Here is an 18,006-nt window from a genome sequence, read left to right on the forward strand (position 1 = left end):
CGGGTTCCTTTGTCGTGGTTCAGGCGGTGAGCGGCGTCCTCGCCGCCGAGAAGGGGGCGGTCCCCTTCTCGGCGGGAAGTCGGGTGATGAGGCGGTGCCACTTGAGGTCGGGCAGGTCGTCGTCGAGGACGGCCAGCCCGGTGCCGTACTTGCTCACCCGGGCCGGTCGGGTGCGGGTTCTCCACAGCGCCCGGTCGAGCGCGGACGGCGACGCGCCGCCCTTGGTCTCGACGATCGCGGCGCCCGGCACGGTGACCGGCTCGGGCGAGCCCGGACGCCGCCAGGCGAGACCGGAGTCGATCGTCGCCCGGCTCGCCGGCCCGGCACCGGAGAGCAGCAGCGTCGCCCGGTCGTAGGCGGTGTGCAGGGACGGCACGAGCGCGGCCACGTCGACGTCGCGGACGCGGCGGGCCTCGAGGGTGGCGGCGACGAAGTCGCGTGCGCCCGGGGTGAGCCGTCCGGCGTCGGCGAGGTCGTAGGCCAGCCGGTCCTTCACGGTGGTGCCGCGCGGGCCCCTGGTCTTGACCTCCAGCCAGGTCTCTCCGGAGTGGCGGTAGACCCGCGTCCGCACCTTGAACCGGCGGCGGCGTCCGCGACCGGCGAGGTGGAAGGCGTCGAGGTCGGGGGTGTCGAAGTAGGTCGAGCGGTAGGCGAAGGTACGGCGGCCCTCGATGCAGAGCACGTGCGCCTGGCCGTCGATCGCGTCCAGCACCTGCGACACCAGGCCCGCGTCCAGCAGGTACTTCCGGTCGACCCGGGTCTGGAGCGCTGCCTCGGCCAGCAGCCTCTCCAGCGTGACGGTGGGAAGGCTGTCGATGCTCATCGCGCGCCTGCCTCGAGCCGCTCCCGCTCGGCCTGCGCGAGGCGCCCGGCCTTCAGCCCTGTCCGGGTGGTACGTCGCTCCGCGGGCCGGCTGTACCGGACCTCGACCGTGGTGGTGTCGTTCACCAGATCGGTGCGCAGGATGGTGAGCGACTGGATGCCGTCGCCGACGATCGAGCCGACGTGCGCCCGGAGCAGGTCGTCGTCGGAGTGGGCCCTGTCGAGCACCAGCTGCTGGCGGGTCGAGCCGCGGGAGATGCGGGGGTGGTCACCGACGAAGAGCGCGCCGAGCACGAGGGCCATCAGCCCGGCGACCAGCCACGCAGACAATCCGCTGCTGCCGGCGAGCAGGCCCAGGGCCAGCGCGGCGAAGTAGTAGGCGATCTCGTGCTGGCGCAGCTCCTCCGACCGCAGCCGGATGATCGACAGCACGCCGAACAGGCCCAGCCCCACGCCCACCCCGACCGCCGTCGCCGACAGGGTCGCCATCACCGCGAGGACGGCCACGTTGACCACGAGGAAGGCGACGACCAGGTCACGGCGGTGGTGGCGCGGGACGAACAGTCCGAAGACGAGGACGGCGATGGCCACCAGGTCGGCGGCGAGCAGGACGGGGGACACGGCGGGACTCCTTGGATCTCGGGTGTCCCCATTCAGCCCGACGCGCTTGTCAGGCACCCCCCGAGGAGTCTGTGGGCCTCCTGTGGCTCCCGCCCGGCCCGCGCGAGCCGCTCAGGCTGTGCCGCGGAACCCGCGCAGGCGCAGGCTGTTCAGCACGACGAACACGCTCGAGAAGGCCATCGCCGCCCCCGCGATCATCGGGTTGAGGAAGCCCAGCGCGGCCAGCGGGATGGCGGCCACGTTGTAGGCGAACGCCCAGAACAGGTTGCTCCGGATGCGCCCGAGCGTCACCCGGGAGAGCCGGATGGCGTCGGCCGCCAGGCGCAGGTCGCCCCGCATCAGGGTGAGGTCCGCGGCCTGGATGGCCGCGTCCGTCCCCGTGCCGAGGGCGATGCCCAGGTCGGCCTGGGTGAGCGCCGCGGAGTCGTTCACGCCGTCGCCGACCATCGCCACGCGGCGTCCCTGCTCCTGGAGCGACCGCACCCGGGCCACCTTGTCCTGCGGGAGCACCTCGGCCACCACCTCGTCGATCCCCACCTCCGCGGCGACCGCGCGGGCGGTCGCCGCGGTGTCGCCGGTGAGCAGGATCGGGGTGAGCCCGAGCGCCCGGAACTGCCGCACGGCCGCGGCGGAGGTGCCCTTCACGGTGTCGGCGACGAGGATCGTGCCCGCGGGACGCCCGTCGACGGCCACGGCCACCTGAGTGGCGGCAGCGTCGTGTCGCGATCCGTCCGCGCTGCCTTCCGCCGTGCCCGGAACGGGGCCGTCAGCGGCGTCGCGTGGCCCGATCGCCGCACCGACCCACGACGGGCGTCCGGCGACGACCTCGCGGCCGTCGACGACGGCGGTGATGCCGCGCCCGGGGGTGTTGGTCAGGGTGGTCACGCGCAGGTCGCTGGCGGCGTGGGCGGCGATGGCCCGGGCGATCGGGTGCTCCGAGCCGGACTCCGCCGCGCCGGCGTAGCGGAGCAGTTCCGCCTCGGTGACGCCCGGTGCAGGCCGGACGCCGACGACCGCCATCTCCCCGGTGGTCACGGTGCCGGTCTTGTCGAGCACGATCGTGTCGATGCCGTGCGCCCGCTCCAGCGACTCGGCGCCGCGGATGACGATGCCGAGCTGGGCGCCGCGACCGGTCCCCACCAGCAGTGCCGTCGGGGTCGCCAGCCCCAGCGCGCACGGGCAGGCGATGATCAGCACCGCCACGGCCGACGCCGCGGCGAACGACAGGCTCTCCCCGGCCACCAGCCAGGCCACGAGCGTGACCGCGGCGATCGCCAGCACGACCGGCACGAAGACCGCGGAGATGCGGTCGGCCAGCGCCTGCACCCGCGCCTTGCCGGTCTGCGCCTCCTCCACCAGCCGCGCGATGTGGGCGAGCTGGGTGTCCCGGCCGACCCGGGTGGCGCGCACGACGAGGCGTCCGTCGGTGTTCAGGGTGGCGCCGATCACCGCGTCCCCGGGGCCGACGTCGATCGGCACCGACTCGCCGGTGACCAGCGCGTTGTCGACGGCCGAGGTGCCCTCGACGACCTCGCCGTCGGTGGCGACCTTCTCGCCCGGGCGCACGACGAACAGGTCGCCGGCCTTCAGGAAGTCGATCGGGACGCGGCTCTCCACCCCGTCCCGCAGCAGCGTGGCCTCGGTGGCGCCCAGGTGCAGCAGGGCACGGACGGCCTCGCCGGCGGCGGCCTTCGACCGGGCCTCGATGAACCGTCCGAGCAGCAGGAACACCACGATGCCGGCGACGGCCTCGAAGTAGATGCTGGCCTCACCGTGCCCGCGCATGAGGCTGAACTCGAACGGGTGGGTGTAGCCCAGGCGTCCCGCGCCACCGAAGAACAGCGCGTAGAGCGACCAGAAGAACGCCGCGGTGGTGCCGAGGCTGATCAGGGTGTCCATCGTGGTGGCGCCGTGGCGGGCGTTGACCAGGGCCGAGTGGTGGAACGGCCAGGCCGCCCAGGCGTAGACCGGGACGGTGAGCGCGAGGCTCAGCCACTGCCAGCCGGGGAACTGCCAGGCCGGTACCATCGCGAGCGCGATGACGGGGACGCCGAGCGCGGCCGCCACCACCAGGCGGGTGCGCAGCTGCGCGGCGTGGTCGACCGGTTCCGCGTCCGGGCTGGGCAGGGACGCGCCGTACCCGGTGTTCTGGACGACGGCGATCAGGTCGTCGACGCTCACCATCGGCGGAGCGAGCACCAGGGCCTTCTCCGTGGCGTAGTTCACCGACGCCTGCACGCCGTCGAGCTTGTTCAGCTTCTTCTCGATGCGGGCAGCGCAGGACGCGCAGGTCATGCCCGAGATGTCGAGTTCGACGGATTCACGCTGCGTGGTGGTCATGGCGGTGCTCCCTGGGACGGGGTGCCGGCCGGCGCGGTGACGGGCCGCGCGGGCCGGCGGAGTGGTGCGCTCCCCGTCCTGCCGGACGGGGGTGGGCGCGTCAGGCGATGCTGTACTTGTCGCCGGCCTCGGAGACGGCCTCGACCAGGCGGTCGAAGTCGATGGGCTCCTCGGAGGTGACGGCGATCGCACCGGTCTCGAGCGAGACGTCGACGGCGGTGACGCCGGGCACGGCCGAGACCTCCTCGGTGATCGCGTGCGCGCAGTGGTGGCAGGTCATGCCGGAAACGGTGTAGTTGGCGATCATGGGTGTTCCTTTCAGGAGCGGACGAGCCTCGCGATGGCCTCCGAGGCCTCTTTGATCTTGGTGTCGGCTTCTTCGCCGCCGGCGCGGGCCGCACGGACGACACAGTGGCTGAGATGTTCCTCGAGCATGGCGAGGGCCACCGACTCCAGCGCCTTGGTCATCGCCGACACCTGGGTGAGGATGTCGATGCAGTACTGCTCCTCGTCGACCATGCGCTGCAGGCCCCGCGCCTGGCCCTCGATCCGCTTCAGCCGGCGCAGGTACTCGTCCTTGTGGTCGAGGTAGCCGTGACCGGACTCGTGGTGACAGCCGGACTCGTGTGACAACTGATCCATGAGCACCTCCATCTTCGCTAGTCACAATACCCCCCATGGGTATTGCAGGCAAACCGGTGAGGTGTGGACAGCGTGTGCATAACCCGACGGTCGGGTGGCTCTATACACCACGCCCAGCGCAGGGTGTCAAGTGGTGGATCCGGCCCCGAAATTCGTACACCACTTCTTCGCATCCACACCTGTATGAGTTCGTATGACCTAGCCAGAGTGGAAATGAACGGGTTCAACCCGCCGCATCCACAGCTACGACACCGCGTCGTACACAGGGTGCACGGCGCGCCCATCCACTTGTCCCCATTTCATCCACAGGCCCTGTGGAAAACGTCGTTGAGACGGAGCTGGGAAGGGTCTAGGTTTGCGCGGGTCGGGTCAGTCCCGACGACTGTCAGAGGGCCGTCCTAGTGTGCTCGACAGAGCCGATCGGACGCGCCTGGAGGGAGCTATGTCACTCGCAGAAGTGATGCCTTACGGCACCGGTGCCGACTACGAGAGCGGCCCCGACCGCACCCCTCCGCAGGACGTCGCGGCAGAGCAGAGCGTGCTGGGAGCCATGCTGCTCAGCAAGGACGCGATCGGCGACGTCGCCGAGGTCGTGAAGGGCCGCGACTTCTACCGTCCCGCCCACGAGATCATCTACGACGCGATCCTGAACCTGTACGGGCGCGGCGAGCCGGCCGATGCCATCACGGTGGCCGACGAACTCGTCAAGCGGGGCGAGCTCGGCCGGGTGGGCGGGCACATCTACCTGCACGACCTGCTGTCGACGGTGTCGATCGCCTCCAACGCCGGCTACTACGCCGAGATCGTGCGGGAGAAGGCGATCCTGCGCCGCCTGGTCGAGGCGTCGATCAAGATCTCCCAGCTCGGCTATGCCGGCCAGGGCGACGTCGCCGGCATCGTGGACGCCGCCCAGCAGGCGATCTACGAGGTGGCCGAGGGCCGGGCGAGCGAGGACTACGAGCCGCTGTCCGCGCTGATGGAGTCCACGCTCGACGAGATCGAGGCGCTGAGCTCTCACGGCATCATGGCCGGAGTCCCCACCGGGTTCGTCGAACTCGACGAGCTGACCAACGGCCTCCACCCCGGACAGATGGTGATCGTGGCCGCCCGTCCCGGTGTCGGCAAGTCCACGCTGGGCCTCGACCTGGCGCGGGCGGCGTCCATCCAGCACGGGCTGTGCGCGGCCTTCTTCAGCCTGGAGATGACGAAGACCGAGATCGTCATGCGCCTGATCTCGGCAGAGGCGCAGGTGCCGCTGCACGACATCCGCAAGGGCCACATGAGCGACGAGAACTGGGCGCGCATCGCGCGGAAGACGGCGGACGTGTCGTCCGCGCCCCTGTTCATCGACGACTCCCCCAATCTGACCATGATGGAGATCCGCGCGAAGGCGCGGCGCCTCAAGCAGCGCCACGACCTGAAGCTCGTGATCGTCGACTACATGCAGCTGATGAGCTCGGGCAAGCGGGTGGAGAGCCGCCAGCTGGAGGTGTCGGAGTTCTCGCGGCAGATGAAGCTGCTGGCCAAGGAGCTGGAGGTGCCCGTGGTCGCGCTGTCGCAGCTCAACCGTGGCCCCGAGCAGCGCACCGACAAGAAGCCGATGCTGTCCGACCTGCGCGAGTCGGGCTCGCTGGAGCAGGACGCCGACATGGTGATCCTGTTGCACCGCGACGACATGTACAACAACGCGTCCGAGCGCTCGGGCGAGGCCGACTTCATCGTCGCCAAGCACCGCAACGGGCAGACCCGTACGGTGACGGTGGCCTTCCAGGGCCACTACAGCCGCTTCGTCGACATGCAGCACTGACCCACGGCGCGGAGGGCGAGGAGGGCATGACCACCAACGGCAGGGTCTCGTTCTGGTGGGAGCAGCTCGGGCGCCCGTCCCCCCGCCCGCCCCTGCCCGGGCCCTGCGAGGCCGACGTGTGCATCGTCGGCGCGGGCTTCACCGGCCTGTGGACCGCCTACTACCTGAAGAAGGTCAGCCCGGACGCCCGGGTGGTCGTGCTCGAGCAGCGCTTCGCCGGCTTCGGCGCCTCGGGACGCAACGGCGGCTGGTGCGTCAACTCCATCACCGGCGGCCGAGAGCGGTACCTCGCCACCCACGGACGCACCGCGGTGGTCGCCTTCCAGCAGGCGATGAACGACACCGTGAACGAGGTGATCGCCGTCGCCGCCGCGGAGGGCATCGAGGCCGACATCGTCAAGGGCGGCGAGTTCACCGTGGCCCGGACCCCCGCGCAGGTCGCACGGATGCGCGCCTTCCACGCGAGCGAGTCGCTGTGGCCACAGACCGGCGTCGAACTGCTCGGCCCGGACGAGGCGAACGACCGTATCGCGATCAGCGGCGCGCTGGGCGCCACCTGGCAGCCGCACTGCGCCCGGCTGCACCCGGCGAAGCTCGCGCGCGGGCTGGCGGCGGTGGTCGAGTCGCTGGGCGTGACGATCCACGAGGACACCACAGTGACCGCCATCGGTCCGGGCGCGGTGCACACCGACCGCGGCATCGTGCGGGCACCGGCCATCGTGCGCGCCACGGAGGGCTTCACCGCCAACCTGCCTGCGGAGCACCGCACCTGGCTGCCGATGAACTCCTCGATGATCGTCACCGAACCGCTGCCCGCGGCGGTGTGGGCGCAGATCGGCTGGGAGGGGGCCCAGACGCTCGGCGACTACGCGCACGTCTACATGTACGCCCAACGCACCGCGGACGACCGGATCGCCTTCGGCGGGCGGGGGGTGCCCTACCGCTACGGCTCGCGCGTCGACACCGATGGCGTGACCCAGCACCGCACGATCGAGGCCCTCACCGGCCTGCTCCGCAGCTTCTTCCCCGCCGCGGCCGGCGCGGCCGTCGACCACGCGTGGGCCGGGGTGCTGGGCGTCCCGCGCGACTGGACGGCCACCGTGGGCTTCGACCACGCCACCGGCGTCGGCTGGGCGGGCGGCTACGTGGGCACCGGGGTGGCCACGACGAACCTGGCCGGGCGCACCCTGACCGACCTGGTGCTGGGCCGCGACAGCGACCTCACCGCGCTGCCCTGGGTCGGACGCCGGGTCCGCCGGTGGGAGCCGGAGCCGCTGCGCTGGCTGGGGGTCCAGACCATCTACGCCGCCTACCGGGCCGCTGACCGCCAGGAGCGCGGCGGACGTCCCACGACCGCGCCGGTCGCGAAGGTGGCCGACCTGATCTCGGGCCACTGAGGCTCGCGGTCAGTCGGGCGGACTCGACTCGCGATCGTGTCGCCACAGCGCCTCGTCGAACGCCCTGTGGCGGGGATTCCGCCCGAGCCGGACGGTCCCCGACGGACTGACGCGGTACCGCTCACCGGCCGGTGAGGTCCACCGGAAGACGCCGGGACGGGGTTGGTCGAGGCGCCACCCGCCGTGGGTCTTGGCGCGGTGCACCTTTCGCGACAGCGGCCCGAGGTTGGCCGCCCGGGTCTGCTTCGTGCCGCCTTGTCGATAGGGGGCGGTGTGGTCGAGGTCCTGGCGGCGGGCACTGCGCGCGCTGTAGGGGAACACCTCGACGGTGTCGCGAAGCACAACCTGCCGGCGGATCCGCTCGGGGATCTCGTAGCTGTCGACCGCGACGTCCGCGTAAGGCCGGATGACCGGCGTGATCCGGATGCGGGTGTGCCCCACCAGGTGGGCCAGCATCGTCGCGGCCAGCGCGCCGACGTCCTCGACCCGCGCCGGCCCGTGCCCGGTGAGCAGGGTCTCCTCGGCGACGTGCACGTAGACGGTGGTTTCGGGCAGTAGGCGCGGGTCGTCGGCCCGCACCGACGATTCGATCCCGACGGCCTCGTCGAGCAGCAGGTGCGCACGGGCGGGCGTGGCGAGGACGCCGACCGCCTTCGCCCGGCGGACCTCCTTGGTGTCGGCGTCGCCGCGATCCCCGAGGATGTCGGCGATCCGGTCGACCATGGCGTCGAAGAAGATCGCGTCGGCGGCGTCCACCCGGGCCGACAGGTACGCGACGCTCGGGTCGTCGGTAGGCAGCTTGCGGACGAACCGTGCCGCCCGCGCTTCGGTGGCGAGGGCTTCGACGGCGCCGGCGGCGATGTCGGTGACGAGGCCGCGGGCCAGCTGGAGCACCCGGCGCCACGGCAGCCCGGGGAGCTTCGGCGCCAACTCGGCGTCCCACTGCTGCGCCTGCTCCAGCGTGAGGTTGAAGCGGGCCACCTCGGCCGCCAGCTGGCAGGCCCGGAACATCGGGATCAGCCCCTTGGTGGCCTGGAACCACAGCAGCGGGTGGCGCGCCTTCAGGTTGACCACGTCGCGGATCAGCCACGTGGCGGCGCCGACCGAGATGCCCTTCAGCGCGGCCACCTCCAGCGGCAGGAACTCGTCGACCATCGCCGTGCCGTCGGCCCCGAGGCGTACCGGCCGGGTGCCGATCACGTCGACGGTGGTCTCAGCGGTCCACTCGTGCCGCTCCGCAAGTTCGGCGATCGCCTCGACCTCTTCGATCTCGGCCCTGGCGCGCGCATCGATCGCGCGGCGCAACCGTGCGGTCTCGCCCGGCCCGATCGATTCGTTCATGTGTTCGATTCTAGCGCAGAAATCGTACGCCCACAAGGCATTTCAGTCATCCCGGAACGGCAAGCGGACTGAGGCGAGCCCCTGCTGATCCGGGCGCGCAAGGTCCCGCCGGTCCACGGCAGAGTGCACTCCAGCGCCGACCATGGACTCCCCGGCGCGGCTACGATCCAGCGGTGGACAGCATCGACGACCCCTACCGGTTCTCCAGCGCGACCGGCGACGTGGACGCCGAACAGGTGCACCGCTGGCTCAGCGAGCAGTCCTACTGGGCCCGCGGACGGACGCGGGCACAGCAGGACGCCGCGATCGCCGCCTCCCGCAACTACGGCCTGTACGAGGTGGCCACCGGGCGCCAGGTGGCCTGTGCCCGGGTGGTCACCGACGGCGCGACCTTCGCCTGGCTGTGCGACGTGTTCGTCGATCCCGCCCACCGGGGGCGCTCCCTCGGCAAGCGCCTCGTCGCGGGCGTCCTGGACGACCTCGGCGGCCTGCCGCTGACCCGCGTCCTGCTGGCCACCGAAGATGCCCACGGGCTCTACGAACGGTTCGGGTTCACCGGCCTTGAGCGGCCCTCGATGTGGATGGTCCGCCGTCCGGGAGCCACCCCGCACCGCGGCTGAGACTCGTCCGGGAGAGAGGGGCCCGGCCTGCTCCCGCGGCCGGATCGGTGGGTAAGGGACGGGTAGGCCACGGCGGCTCCCGCCGGGCCCTACCTCCAGGAGGACCTCGTGAGCGAGCCCGCGCCAGCCACCCCTCGCGCCCGAACGGCCTGGACCACCGACCTGGTCATCGTGGCGGCAGCGACCATCTGCGCTCTCGTGACCACCGCCATCGCCACCGGGCCCGGCGGGGTACGGCTCGAGGTTGCCCTGGGCGGTACGGTCCAGCGGGCGGGCGTCGTGTCGGTCGTTGCGGTCTCAGCACTCGCTGCGCTGGTCGGAGTGCTCAGCCTCCAGCTGCTCGAACTCGCCACCGTCAGGGCGCTCCCGCTGTGGCGGGCGGCGCGATCGCGGTCGCGCTCGTCTCGATGCTGGGCCCACAGGCCGGCACGTCGCCGGCCGCCGTCGGCACGCTGGCTGCGCTGCACGCCGTCGTGGCGACCGTGGTGGTCGTGGCGTCCGTGCGCTCCCGGCGCCGGGGCGGCGGGCCGGGCGACCACCCGAGCCGGACGACCGGCCGGCTACACGCGGGTCGCCGCGTCCCCGCTGCGCCCGCCGGGGGCCTGTTGCCCGGACGCCCGCGCGATCCAGTCGGCGGCCTGCACCAGCGCCAGGTGGGACAGCGCCTGCGGCGTGTTGCCTGCGTGGCGCCGCCCGCGGGTGTCGTACTCCTCCGCCAGCAGGCCCACGTCGTTGGCCAGCCCCACCAGGCGGTCCATCAGCGCGCGGGCGTCGTCCAGGCGTCCCGAGCGGGCGTACTGCTCGGCCAGCCAGAACGAGCACGCGAGGAACGGGTACTCCCCGGGCGGGAAGTCGTCGATCGCCGTCCCCTCGAACCGGTAGCGCATCACCAGGCCGTCGTTGAGCAGGTCGTGCTCGATCGCGGCCACCGTGCCGAGCATGCGGGGATCGTCCGCCTCACAGAAGCCCACCTGCGGCAGCCGCAGCAGCGCCGCGTCCACCGCGGACGACCCGTACGACTGCACGTAGCTGTTGCGCCCGGCGTCGAACCCCTTCTCCTCGATCTCGGCCTTCAGCCGGTCGCGCAGCGACTCCCAGCGCTCCACGGGGCCGTCAAGCCCGTGCTCGCGCACGGCCCGCACCGCGCGGTCGAGCCCTGCCCACGCCATCACCCGGGAGTGGGTGAACACCCGACGGGGTCCGCGCACCTCCCAGATGCCCTGGTCCTCCCGCTGCCAGTGGGTCTCGACGTAGCGCACGAGCGCCCGCTGGAGCGGCCACGAGAAGGTGTCCTCCTCGAGGCCGGCCTCCCTGGCCTCGGCCAGGGCCACCATCACCTCGCCGATCACGTCCCCCTGGAACTGGCCCACGGCGGCGTTGCCCACGCGCACCGGCGCGGCGCCCTGGTAGCCCGGCAGCGAGCCGATCGTGCGCTCCGGCAGGAAGCGTTCCCCGGCAGGCCCGTACATGATCTGGACGTCGCCCGGGTCGCCGGCCACGGCCCGCAGCAGCCAGTCGCGCCACTGGCGCGCCTCCCGCAGGTAGGCGTGGGTCAGGAAGGCGCTCAGGCTCAGCGACGCGTCCCGCAGCCACACGTAGCGGTAGTCCCAGTTGCGGGGCCCGCCGAACTGCTCGGGCAGGCTGGTGGTGGCTGCAGCGACGATGCCGCCGGTCTGCTCGTTGGTGAGGGCGCGCAGCACGAGCAGCGAGCGCATCACGGGCTCGTGGTAGGGCCCCTCGTGGCTGTAGCGGGACGCCCAGGTGCGCCACCAGTCCAGCGTGCTCTCGTGGGCGGCGTCGACGTCGAGCGGCTCGGGCACCGGCTGGTGGGACGGGAACCAGGTCAGGCTCAGGTCGACCGACTCCCCCTCGGCGAGCCGGTGGGACGCGGCGTGCTGCGGCCCGTCCGCGGTGAGGCGCGGCCCACGACGCACCACGGCGTCCGGGCCGGCGACCGCGACGAGGGCCGGCAGCCCGTGCCGCTCGACCTGCCGCACCCAGGGCATGGCCGCCGCGTAGCCGAAGCGCACCCGCAGGTCCTCGCGCACCTCGACGCTGCCACGGGTGCACCGGAGCCGCCGGACGAGGTCCGAGCGGCGGTCACCCTGCGGCATGAAGTCGCGCACCTCCAGTTCGCCGGTGCTGGTCGTCCAGCGGGTCACCAGCACGAACGTCCCGTCGACGTACTCGCGGGTCGCGCTCGCCCCCTCCTCGGCCGGCGCGACCAGCCAGCGACCGTGCTCCGGGGTCCCCAGCAGGGCGCCGAAGGTGGACGCCGAGTCGTACCGCGGCAGGCACAGCCAGTCGATGCTGCCGTCGCGCCCCACCAGCGCCCCCGTGCGGCAGTCGCTCACCAGCGCGTAGTCCTCGATGGGCAGGCTCATGAGGCGCACCCGGGCTCGTCACAACGCATGCGCCCCCCTTACCCCGCCAGATGGCCGCGAATGCGGGTAGTGGGCCGGTATGACCACACCCGCCACCCTGCTGGTGCTGGGCGCGAGCGGCGACCTCGCGTCCCGGCTTCTCCTGCCCGCGCTCGGCCAGCTGCTCACCGTGGAGCCGCACCGGCACCTGCGGCTCGTTGGCTCGGGCACGGAGGAGACCGGCGAGGCGGCCTGGCTGCAGCGCGTCCGGACGGCCTTCGGGCCGGCCCACGGCAAGGCGGTCGACGCCCTGCTCGCCGACACGCGCTACGTGGCCGCGGACGTCACCACCCGGGACGGGCTGCGGCGCGTCCTGGACGCCTGCACCCCGCCGGTGGCGATCTACTTCGCGCTGCCTCCGGCCATCACGCAGGCCGCCTGCGGGGTCCTGGCGGACATGGGCGCCGGGGAAGGAACGGTGCTCGCGCTGGAGAAGCCGTTCGGCAGCGACGTCCGCTCCGCCCACGAGCTGAACGCGCTGCTGGGACGCATCGTCGGGGAGGACCGCGTGCACCGGGTCGACCACTTCCTGGGCCGGACCACCGTGCTCAACCTGCTCGGCGTCCGCTTCGCCAACCGGGTGTTCGAGCCGGTGTGGAGCAACACCCACATCGAGCGGGTCGACATCGTCTACGACGAGGTGCTGGGGCTCGAGGACCGCGCCCGCTACTACGACCACGCCGGCGCGCTCGTCGACATGATCCAGAGCCACCTGCTCCAGGTGCTCGCGCTCGTCGCCATGGAGGCGCCCGCGAGCATCGACGAGACGGACCTGCGCAGCGCCAAGGCGACCGTCCTGCGCGCCACCCGCGTCTGGGGCGACGACCCGTCGCGCTCGTCGCGGCGGGCCCGCTACACCGCCGGCAGCATCGAGGGCCGCGCCCTGCCCGCCTACGTGGACGAGGACGGCGTCGACGCCGCGCGCGACACGGAGACCCTCGCGGAGGTCGTGCTCGAGGTGGGCACCTGGCGCTGGGCGGGCGTCCCGTTCACCCTCCGCTCCGGCAAGGCCCTGGGGCGCCGTCGCCGCGAGGTGATGGTGACCTTCCGGCCCGCCCCGCGCGTGCCGGACGGGCTCGAAGGTGCGGCCCCGCCGAACGTGCTGCACATCGCGCTGGCGCCCGACTGCCTCTCGCTGGAGGTGAACATGAACGGCCCCGGCGACCCGGACCTGCTCAACCGGGAGGTGCTGACCGCCGACTTCGACCCGGGCCGGCTGGAGGCCTACGGCGAGGTGCTCCGCGGCGTGCTGGACGGGGACGCCTCGCTGTCGATCCGCGGCGACACCGCCGAGCGGTGCTGGCAGGTCGTGGAGCCGGTGCTGGCCGCCTGGCGCGAGGGGCGCCTGCCGCTGGAGGAGTACCCGGCCGGGAGCGACGGCCCACCGGACTGGCGAACCGGCCGGGACGTGGGGCTCGTACCGCTGGGGTCAGGCGGGTGAGCGCCCGTCCGTGGCCCCGGAGGGGGCCCGCCATCCGTTGAGGGCGCTCAGCAGCCCGTCCGGGGTGTCGGCGACGATCAGCTGCTCGCGGTAGCCGGACGCGAGGAAGCCGGCGGCCACCATGTGGTCGACCATGTCGACCAACGGCTGCCAGAAGCCGTCCACGTCGAACAGCGCAACCGGCTTGGTGTGGAAGCCCAGCTGCAGCCAGGTCCAGGCCTCGAAGAACTCCTCCAGGGTGCCGATGCCGCCGGGCAGGGCCACGAAGGCGTCGCCGAGGGTGGCCATCCGCTGCTTGCGCTCGTGCATGTCGGCCACGACCTCCAGCCGGGTGAGCTCGCGATGGCCGAGTTCCCGCACCACCAGCGCCTCCGGGATGACGCCCACCACCTGCCCGCCACCGGCCAGGGCGGCATCCGCCAGGGCGCCCATCAGGCCCGCGCGACCACCGCCGTAGACGATGCCGACCCCGTCGGCGGCGAGGTGCCTGCCCATCGACGCGACCGCGTCTGCGTAGCCGGGGTCGACGCCGGGCGACGACCCCGTGAAGGCCGTGACCCAGCGGACGGGTCTGCTCATGGCTGCTCCTGGCGTAGGTCCCGCCGCGGAATCTAGACGACCCGGCCCCGCCGGCCACGACCGTCCCACCCGGCCGCCCGCCGGCCGGCGTCCCCGCACCGGGTGCTTGGATGGTGCCGCACCGGTCCCGTGTCGAGGAGGACGCATGAGTGTCGAGATCGGGACGCCGCTGTCGGCGTCCGCCACCCGCGTGCTCCTGCTGGGCGCCGGAGAGCTGGGCAAGGAGGTCGCGATCGAGCTCCAGCGCCTCGGCGCAGAGGTCGTCGTGGTCGACCGCTACCCCGACGCCCCCGCGATGCAGGTCGCCCACCGCTCGTACGCGGTGGACATGCTCGACCCGGCAGCGCTGCGGGCCGTGATCGAGCTCGAGCGACCGCACGTCGTCGTCCCCGAGGTGGAGGCGATCGCCACCGACGTGCTCGCGGACGTGGAGGACGCCGGTGTCCGCGTCGTGCCCACCGCGCGGGCGACCCGGCTGACGATGGACCGTGAGGGCATCCGTCGGCTGGCGGCAGAGGAGCTGGGCCTGCCGACCTCGCCGTACCGCTTCGTCGACACCGGCCAGGAGCTGGCCACCGCCGCGGCGGAGCTGGGCTACCCGTGCGTGCTGAAGCCGGTGATGTCCTCCTCCGGAAAGGGCCAGTCGGTGCTGCACGGCCCCGACGACGTCGACCGGGCCTGGCGCTACGCCCAGGAGGGCGGACGGGCCGGTGGCGGGCGCTGCATCGTCGAGGGCTTCGTCCGCTTCGACTCCGAGATCACGCTGCTGACCGTCCGCCACGCCCAGGGCACGTCCTTCCTTCCGCCGGTCGGCCACATCCAGGTGGACGGCGACTACCGCGAGTCCTGGCAACCGGCCGCGCTGCCCGCCGCTGCCCTTGCCCGGGCGCAGGACGTGGCCGGACGCATCACCGGGGCGCTCGGCGGCTGGGGGCTGTTCGGCGTCGAGCTGTTCGTGGTCGGCGAGGACGTGGTGTTCTCCGAGGTCAGCCCGCGTCCCCACGACACCGGCATGGTGACGATGGTGTCGCAGGACCTCTCGGAGTTCGCGCTGCACGCCCGGGCCGTCCTCGGGCTGCCTGCCGGCGGCGCGGAGACGCTCGGCGAGCCTGCCGCCGCCTCGTGCGCGGTGCTGGCCGAGGGCAGCGGCGTCCCCCGGTTCGCCGGCGTGGACGAGGCGCTCGCCGTGCCGACGAGCCAGGTGAGGCTGTTCGGCAAGCCGTCGGTCTCCGGACGGCGCCGGGTGGCCGTGACGCTGGCCCGAGGGCAGGACGTCGCGCAGGCGCGGCAGCGGGCCCGAGACGCCGCAGCCGCGCTGCGGATCACGCTCGACTGACCGACGCGCGCCGCCGGCACCGCGCAGGCGGCACCCCGGGTCGACGCCGGGGCACATAATGACCCGATGGCGAGGATCACCCCGGACCAGGCCGCCCGCTACGACACGCTCATGGCGCGCCTGGAGCAGCGCTGGTTCCCCGACACCCGGGCCTGGGTGTGCGGGCGGGCGGTCGGCGACACCCTCGAGGTGGCCGTGGGCACGGGCCTCAACCTGCCCCACTACCCGGACGGCGTGCGGCTGACCGCTGTCGACCGCGAGCCGTCGGTGCTCGCCGTCGCCCGCACCCGGGCGCGGGCGCTCGGCCTGCCGATCGACCTCGGCGAGGCGGACGCCGCGTCCCTTCCCTTCCCGGACGCGACCTTCGACTCGGTGGTGTGCACCTTCGCGCTGTGCGAGGTCCGCAGCGACGCCGCAGCGATCGGCGAGGCGCTGCGCGTGCTGCGTCCGGGCGGACGGCTGCTGCTGGCCGACCACGTGGCGGCCAGCAACCCGCTGGTCCGCATCGGGCAGCACCTGCTGGAGCTGGCCACGGTGCCGTTGTCCGGGGAGCACTTCACCCGGCGGCCGAGCCGACACCTCGCCGCCGCCGGGGCGGAGGTCCTCGCCTGCGACCGCTTCAGCCACGGCGCCGTCGAGCGGGTGCACGCCCGCAAAGTGTGAGGGTCCCGTCGCGGCACGACGTCTGGACGCTCGCGGGGCGTCGAGTGGGCAATTCCGCCCACGGCCGCCGGCCGGGGGCACCCGTGCGGGCCGGAACAATGGCCGCGTGGAGAACGCCTTCCTCCTGATCGTGCTCGCCGGGGCCGTCCTGGCCGGCTCGGCGCTGGCCGCGCGCCTGCGCGTCCCCGCCCCGCTGCTGCTGATCGCAGCCGGGGTCGCGGCCAGCTACGTGCCCGGCGTGCCGGAGGTCCAGCTGGCCCCCGAACTGGTGCTGCTCGGACTGCTGCCGCCGCTGCTGTACGCCACCGCGATGCAGTCCTCGCTGGTGGACTTCGCGCAGAACCGCCGTTCGATCCTGCTGCTGTCGATCGGGCTGGTCATCGTCACCACGCTCGGCGTCGGTGTCGTCGTGCACGCCCTGCTGCCCGGGTTGCCGTGGCCGGCGGCGTTCGCGATCGGCGCGGTCGTCGCGCCCCCCGACGCCGTCGCCGCGACCGCGGTGGCGCGGCGGATCGGGCTCCCCCGCCGGATCGTGACGATCCTGGAGGGCGAGTCGTTGCTCAACGACGCCACCGCCCTGGTGGCACTTCGGACGGCGATCGCCGCGATCGGCGCCGGGGTGACCGCGCTCGAGGTCGCCGGCGGCTTCGTGCTCGCCGCCGGCGGCGGAGTGCTGATCGGCTTCGCCACCTTCGTGGTCGTCGCGTGGCTGCGCCGCCGGATCACCGACCCGGTCTTCGACACCGCCGTGTCCTTCCTCGTGCCGTTCGTGGCCTACCTCGCCGCCGAGCAGCTCCACGCGTCCGGCGTGCTGGCCGTGGTGGTCGCGGGCCTCCTGCTCGGCCACAAGGCACCCCTCATCCAGACCGCGAAGTCGCGCATCACCGAGCGCACCAACTGGCGCACGATCGCGTTCGTCCTCGAGAACGCGGTGTTCCTGCTCATCGGGCTCCAGGCCCAGTGGATCATCACAGATGTCGCCCGCTCGGACGTGCCGCTCGTGCTGGTGGTGGGGGTGTGCCTGGCGACGCTCGCCGCGGTGATCGTGCTGCGGCTGGCGTGGGTGTTCCCCGCCCGCTACCTGCTGGTGCGGCCGGGCGCCGACCCGGAGACCGGACAGCGGCCGCCGCTGGCCAACACCTTCGTGCTGGGGTGGGCGGGCATGCGCGGCGTGGTCACGCTGGCCGCGGCGTTCGTGATCCCCGAGGACGTGCCCTACCGCGAGGTCCTGCTCCTGGTGGCCTTCACCGTGGTGGCCGGCACCCTGTTCGTCCAGGGCCTGTCGCTGCCGTGGCTGGCGCGTCGGCTCCGCGTCCGCCCGCCCGACCCGATGGAGGACGCGCTGGCCCGCGCCACCCTGCTCCAACAGGCGTCCAAGGCGGCGGAGAAGCGCCTGGCCGAGCTGGAGTTCGAGGACCCCCACGGCATCGTCGACACGATCCGGCTGCGGAGCGAGCAGCGCAACTTCGCGGCCTGGGAGCGCCTGGGCACCGCGGCGGACCGCGAGTCGCCCAGTGCCCTGTACGCACGGATCCGCACCGAGATGCTGGCCGCGGAACGCCGGCGGGTGCTGGAGATCAGGGACGCCGGGCAGGTGCCGTCCGAGGTGGTCGCGGAGGTGCTGGCCCAGCTCGACCTCGAGGAATCGATGATCGACGACGCGAGCGCGGAGACGATCGCGCCGCGCGACCCCGCGGCGCACCACCGGGTCGGGGAGGGCTGCGCCGACCTCGACCGCTACCCGGCCCTCGACGAGCCGCCGGCGGAGTCGTGCGGCCGCTGCGTGGCCGAGGGACTCACCTGGGTGGCGCTGCGGAGGTGCCTGGAGTGCGGGAACGTCGCGTGCTGCGACTCCTCGCCCGGACGGCACGCCACCGCGCACTTCCGCGACACCACGCATCCGGTGATGCAGTCCGCAGAGCCGCGCGAGAACTGGCGCTGGTGCTACCTGCACCACGCCACGGCCTGAGGACG

The 18,006-nt window shown here is 73.0% G+C and carries 15 protein-coding genes; 7 read left to right on the plus strand and 8 right to left on the minus strand.

The window, feature by feature from the left end:
- Positions 1-19: 19 nt before the first annotated feature.
- The 5 genes from ACFQQJ_RS10710 to ACFQQJ_RS10730 all read right to left on the minus strand — a co-directional run bounded on the left by ACFQQJ_RS10710 (position 20) and on the right by ACFQQJ_RS10730 (position 4,425).
- Positions 20-823 (minus strand): polyphosphate polymerase domain-containing protein, encoded by an 804-nt coding sequence (locus tag ACFQQJ_RS10710; protein ID WP_377106352.1) that lies wholly within the window; start codon positions 821-823, stop codon positions 20-22.
- Positions 820-1,443, minus strand: a complete 624-nt coding sequence (locus ACFQQJ_RS10715) for a DUF4956 domain-containing protein (protein ID WP_377106353.1) — start codon at positions 1,441-1,443, stop codon at positions 820-822. The genes ACFQQJ_RS10710 and ACFQQJ_RS10715 overlap by 4 nt, the downstream gene beginning before the upstream one ends.
- A 111-nt stretch (positions 1,444-1,554) precedes the next feature.
- On the minus strand, positions 1,555-3,783 hold the full coding sequence (locus tag ACFQQJ_RS10720; RefSeq protein WP_377106355.1) for a heavy metal translocating P-type ATPase: 2,229 nt from the start codon (positions 3,781-3,783) through the stop codon (positions 1,555-1,557).
- A 100-nt stretch (positions 3,784-3,883) separates the two neighbouring features.
- Positions 3,884-4,090, minus strand: coding sequence for a heavy-metal-associated domain-containing protein (locus ACFQQJ_RS10725; RefSeq protein ID WP_377106357.1), 207 nt, complete (start codon positions 4,088-4,090; stop codon positions 3,884-3,886).
- An 11-nt stretch (positions 4,091-4,101) separates the two neighbouring features.
- Positions 4,102-4,425, minus strand: coding sequence for a metal-sensitive transcriptional regulator (locus ACFQQJ_RS10730; RefSeq protein ID WP_377106358.1), 324 nt, complete (start codon positions 4,423-4,425; stop codon positions 4,102-4,104).
- Between the two features lie 442 nt (positions 4,426-4,867).
- On the opposite strand from ACFQQJ_RS10730, the gene dnaB reads away from it, so the two are divergent.
- Both dnaB and ACFQQJ_RS10740 read left to right on the plus strand, forming a co-directional pair.
- Positions 4,868-6,232 (plus strand): replicative DNA helicase, encoded by a 1,365-nt coding sequence (gene dnaB, locus ACFQQJ_RS10735; RefSeq protein ID WP_377106360.1) that lies wholly within the window; start codon positions 4,868-4,870, stop codon positions 6,230-6,232.
- A 26-nt stretch (positions 6,233-6,258) separates the two neighbouring features.
- Positions 6,259-7,629 (plus strand): NAD(P)/FAD-dependent oxidoreductase, encoded by a 1,371-nt coding sequence (locus ACFQQJ_RS10740; RefSeq protein ID WP_377106361.1) that lies wholly within the window; start codon positions 6,259-6,261, stop codon positions 7,627-7,629.
- Between the two features lie 9 nt (positions 7,630-7,638).
- Here the strand turns inward: ACFQQJ_RS10740 and ACFQQJ_RS10745 are convergent, their stop codons facing one another.
- Positions 7,639-8,970: a hypothetical protein gene (locus ACFQQJ_RS10745; protein WP_377106363.1), complete on the minus strand. Its 1,332-nt coding sequence runs from the start codon at positions 8,968-8,970 to the stop codon at positions 7,639-7,641.
- Between the two features lie 173 nt (positions 8,971-9,143).
- Here ACFQQJ_RS10745 and ACFQQJ_RS10750 point away from each other — a divergent pair, with 173 nt between their 5' ends.
- A complete protein-coding gene (locus ACFQQJ_RS10750) occupies positions 9,144-9,590 on the plus strand; it encodes a GNAT family N-acetyltransferase (RefSeq protein WP_377106364.1) in 447 nt (148 codons plus the stop codon).
- Positions 9,591-10,150: 560 nt separating this feature from the next.
- Here the strand turns inward: ACFQQJ_RS10750 and ACFQQJ_RS10755 are convergent.
- Entirely contained in the window at positions 10,151-11,974 is a 1,824-nt protein-coding gene (locus ACFQQJ_RS10755; RefSeq protein WP_377106366.1) for a glycoside hydrolase family 15 protein, read from the minus strand.
- Between the two features lie 79 nt (positions 11,975-12,053).
- Between ACFQQJ_RS10755 and ACFQQJ_RS10760 the strand changes: the two genes are divergently transcribed.
- Complete coding sequence (locus ACFQQJ_RS10760; RefSeq protein WP_377106367.1) at positions 12,054-13,454, plus strand: glucose-6-phosphate dehydrogenase; 1,401 nt, start codon at positions 12,054-12,056, stop codon at positions 13,452-13,454.
- Here ACFQQJ_RS10760 and ACFQQJ_RS10765 read toward each other — a convergent pair.
- Positions 13,443-14,033: a TIGR00730 family Rossman fold protein gene (locus ACFQQJ_RS10765; protein ID WP_377106369.1), complete on the minus strand. Its 591-nt coding sequence runs from the start codon at positions 14,031-14,033 to the stop codon at positions 13,443-13,445. The two genes, ACFQQJ_RS10760 and ACFQQJ_RS10765, sit on opposite strands and share 12 nt — an antisense overlap.
- Before the next feature lie 145 nt (positions 14,034-14,178).
- On the opposite strand from ACFQQJ_RS10765, the gene purT reads away from it, so the two are divergent.
- The 3 genes from purT (at position 14,179) to ACFQQJ_RS10780 (ending at position 18,001) form a co-directional block, all read left to right on the plus strand.
- A complete protein-coding gene (purT, locus tag ACFQQJ_RS10770) occupies positions 14,179-15,369 on the plus strand; it encodes a formate-dependent phosphoribosylglycinamide formyltransferase (RefSeq protein WP_377106371.1) in 1,191 nt (396 codons plus the stop codon).
- Positions 15,370-15,435: 66 nt separating this feature from the next.
- The gene (locus ACFQQJ_RS10775) at positions 15,436-16,032 is read left to right on the plus strand and encodes a class I SAM-dependent methyltransferase (protein ID WP_377106373.1); all 597 of its coding nucleotides are present in this window, start codon (positions 15,436-15,438) and stop codon (positions 16,030-16,032) included.
- Positions 16,033-16,138: 106 nt separating this feature from the next.
- Positions 16,139-18,001, plus strand: a complete 1,863-nt coding sequence (locus tag ACFQQJ_RS10780; protein WP_377106375.1) for a Na+/H+ antiporter — start codon at positions 16,139-16,141, stop codon at positions 17,999-18,001.
- Positions 18,002-18,006: the final 5 nt, after the last annotated feature.

It is taken from the genome of Propionicimonas sp. T2.31MG-18 (assembly GCF_964266745.1).
Lineage (GTDB): Bacteria > Actinomycetota > Actinomycetes > Propionibacteriales > Propionibacteriaceae > Propionicimonas.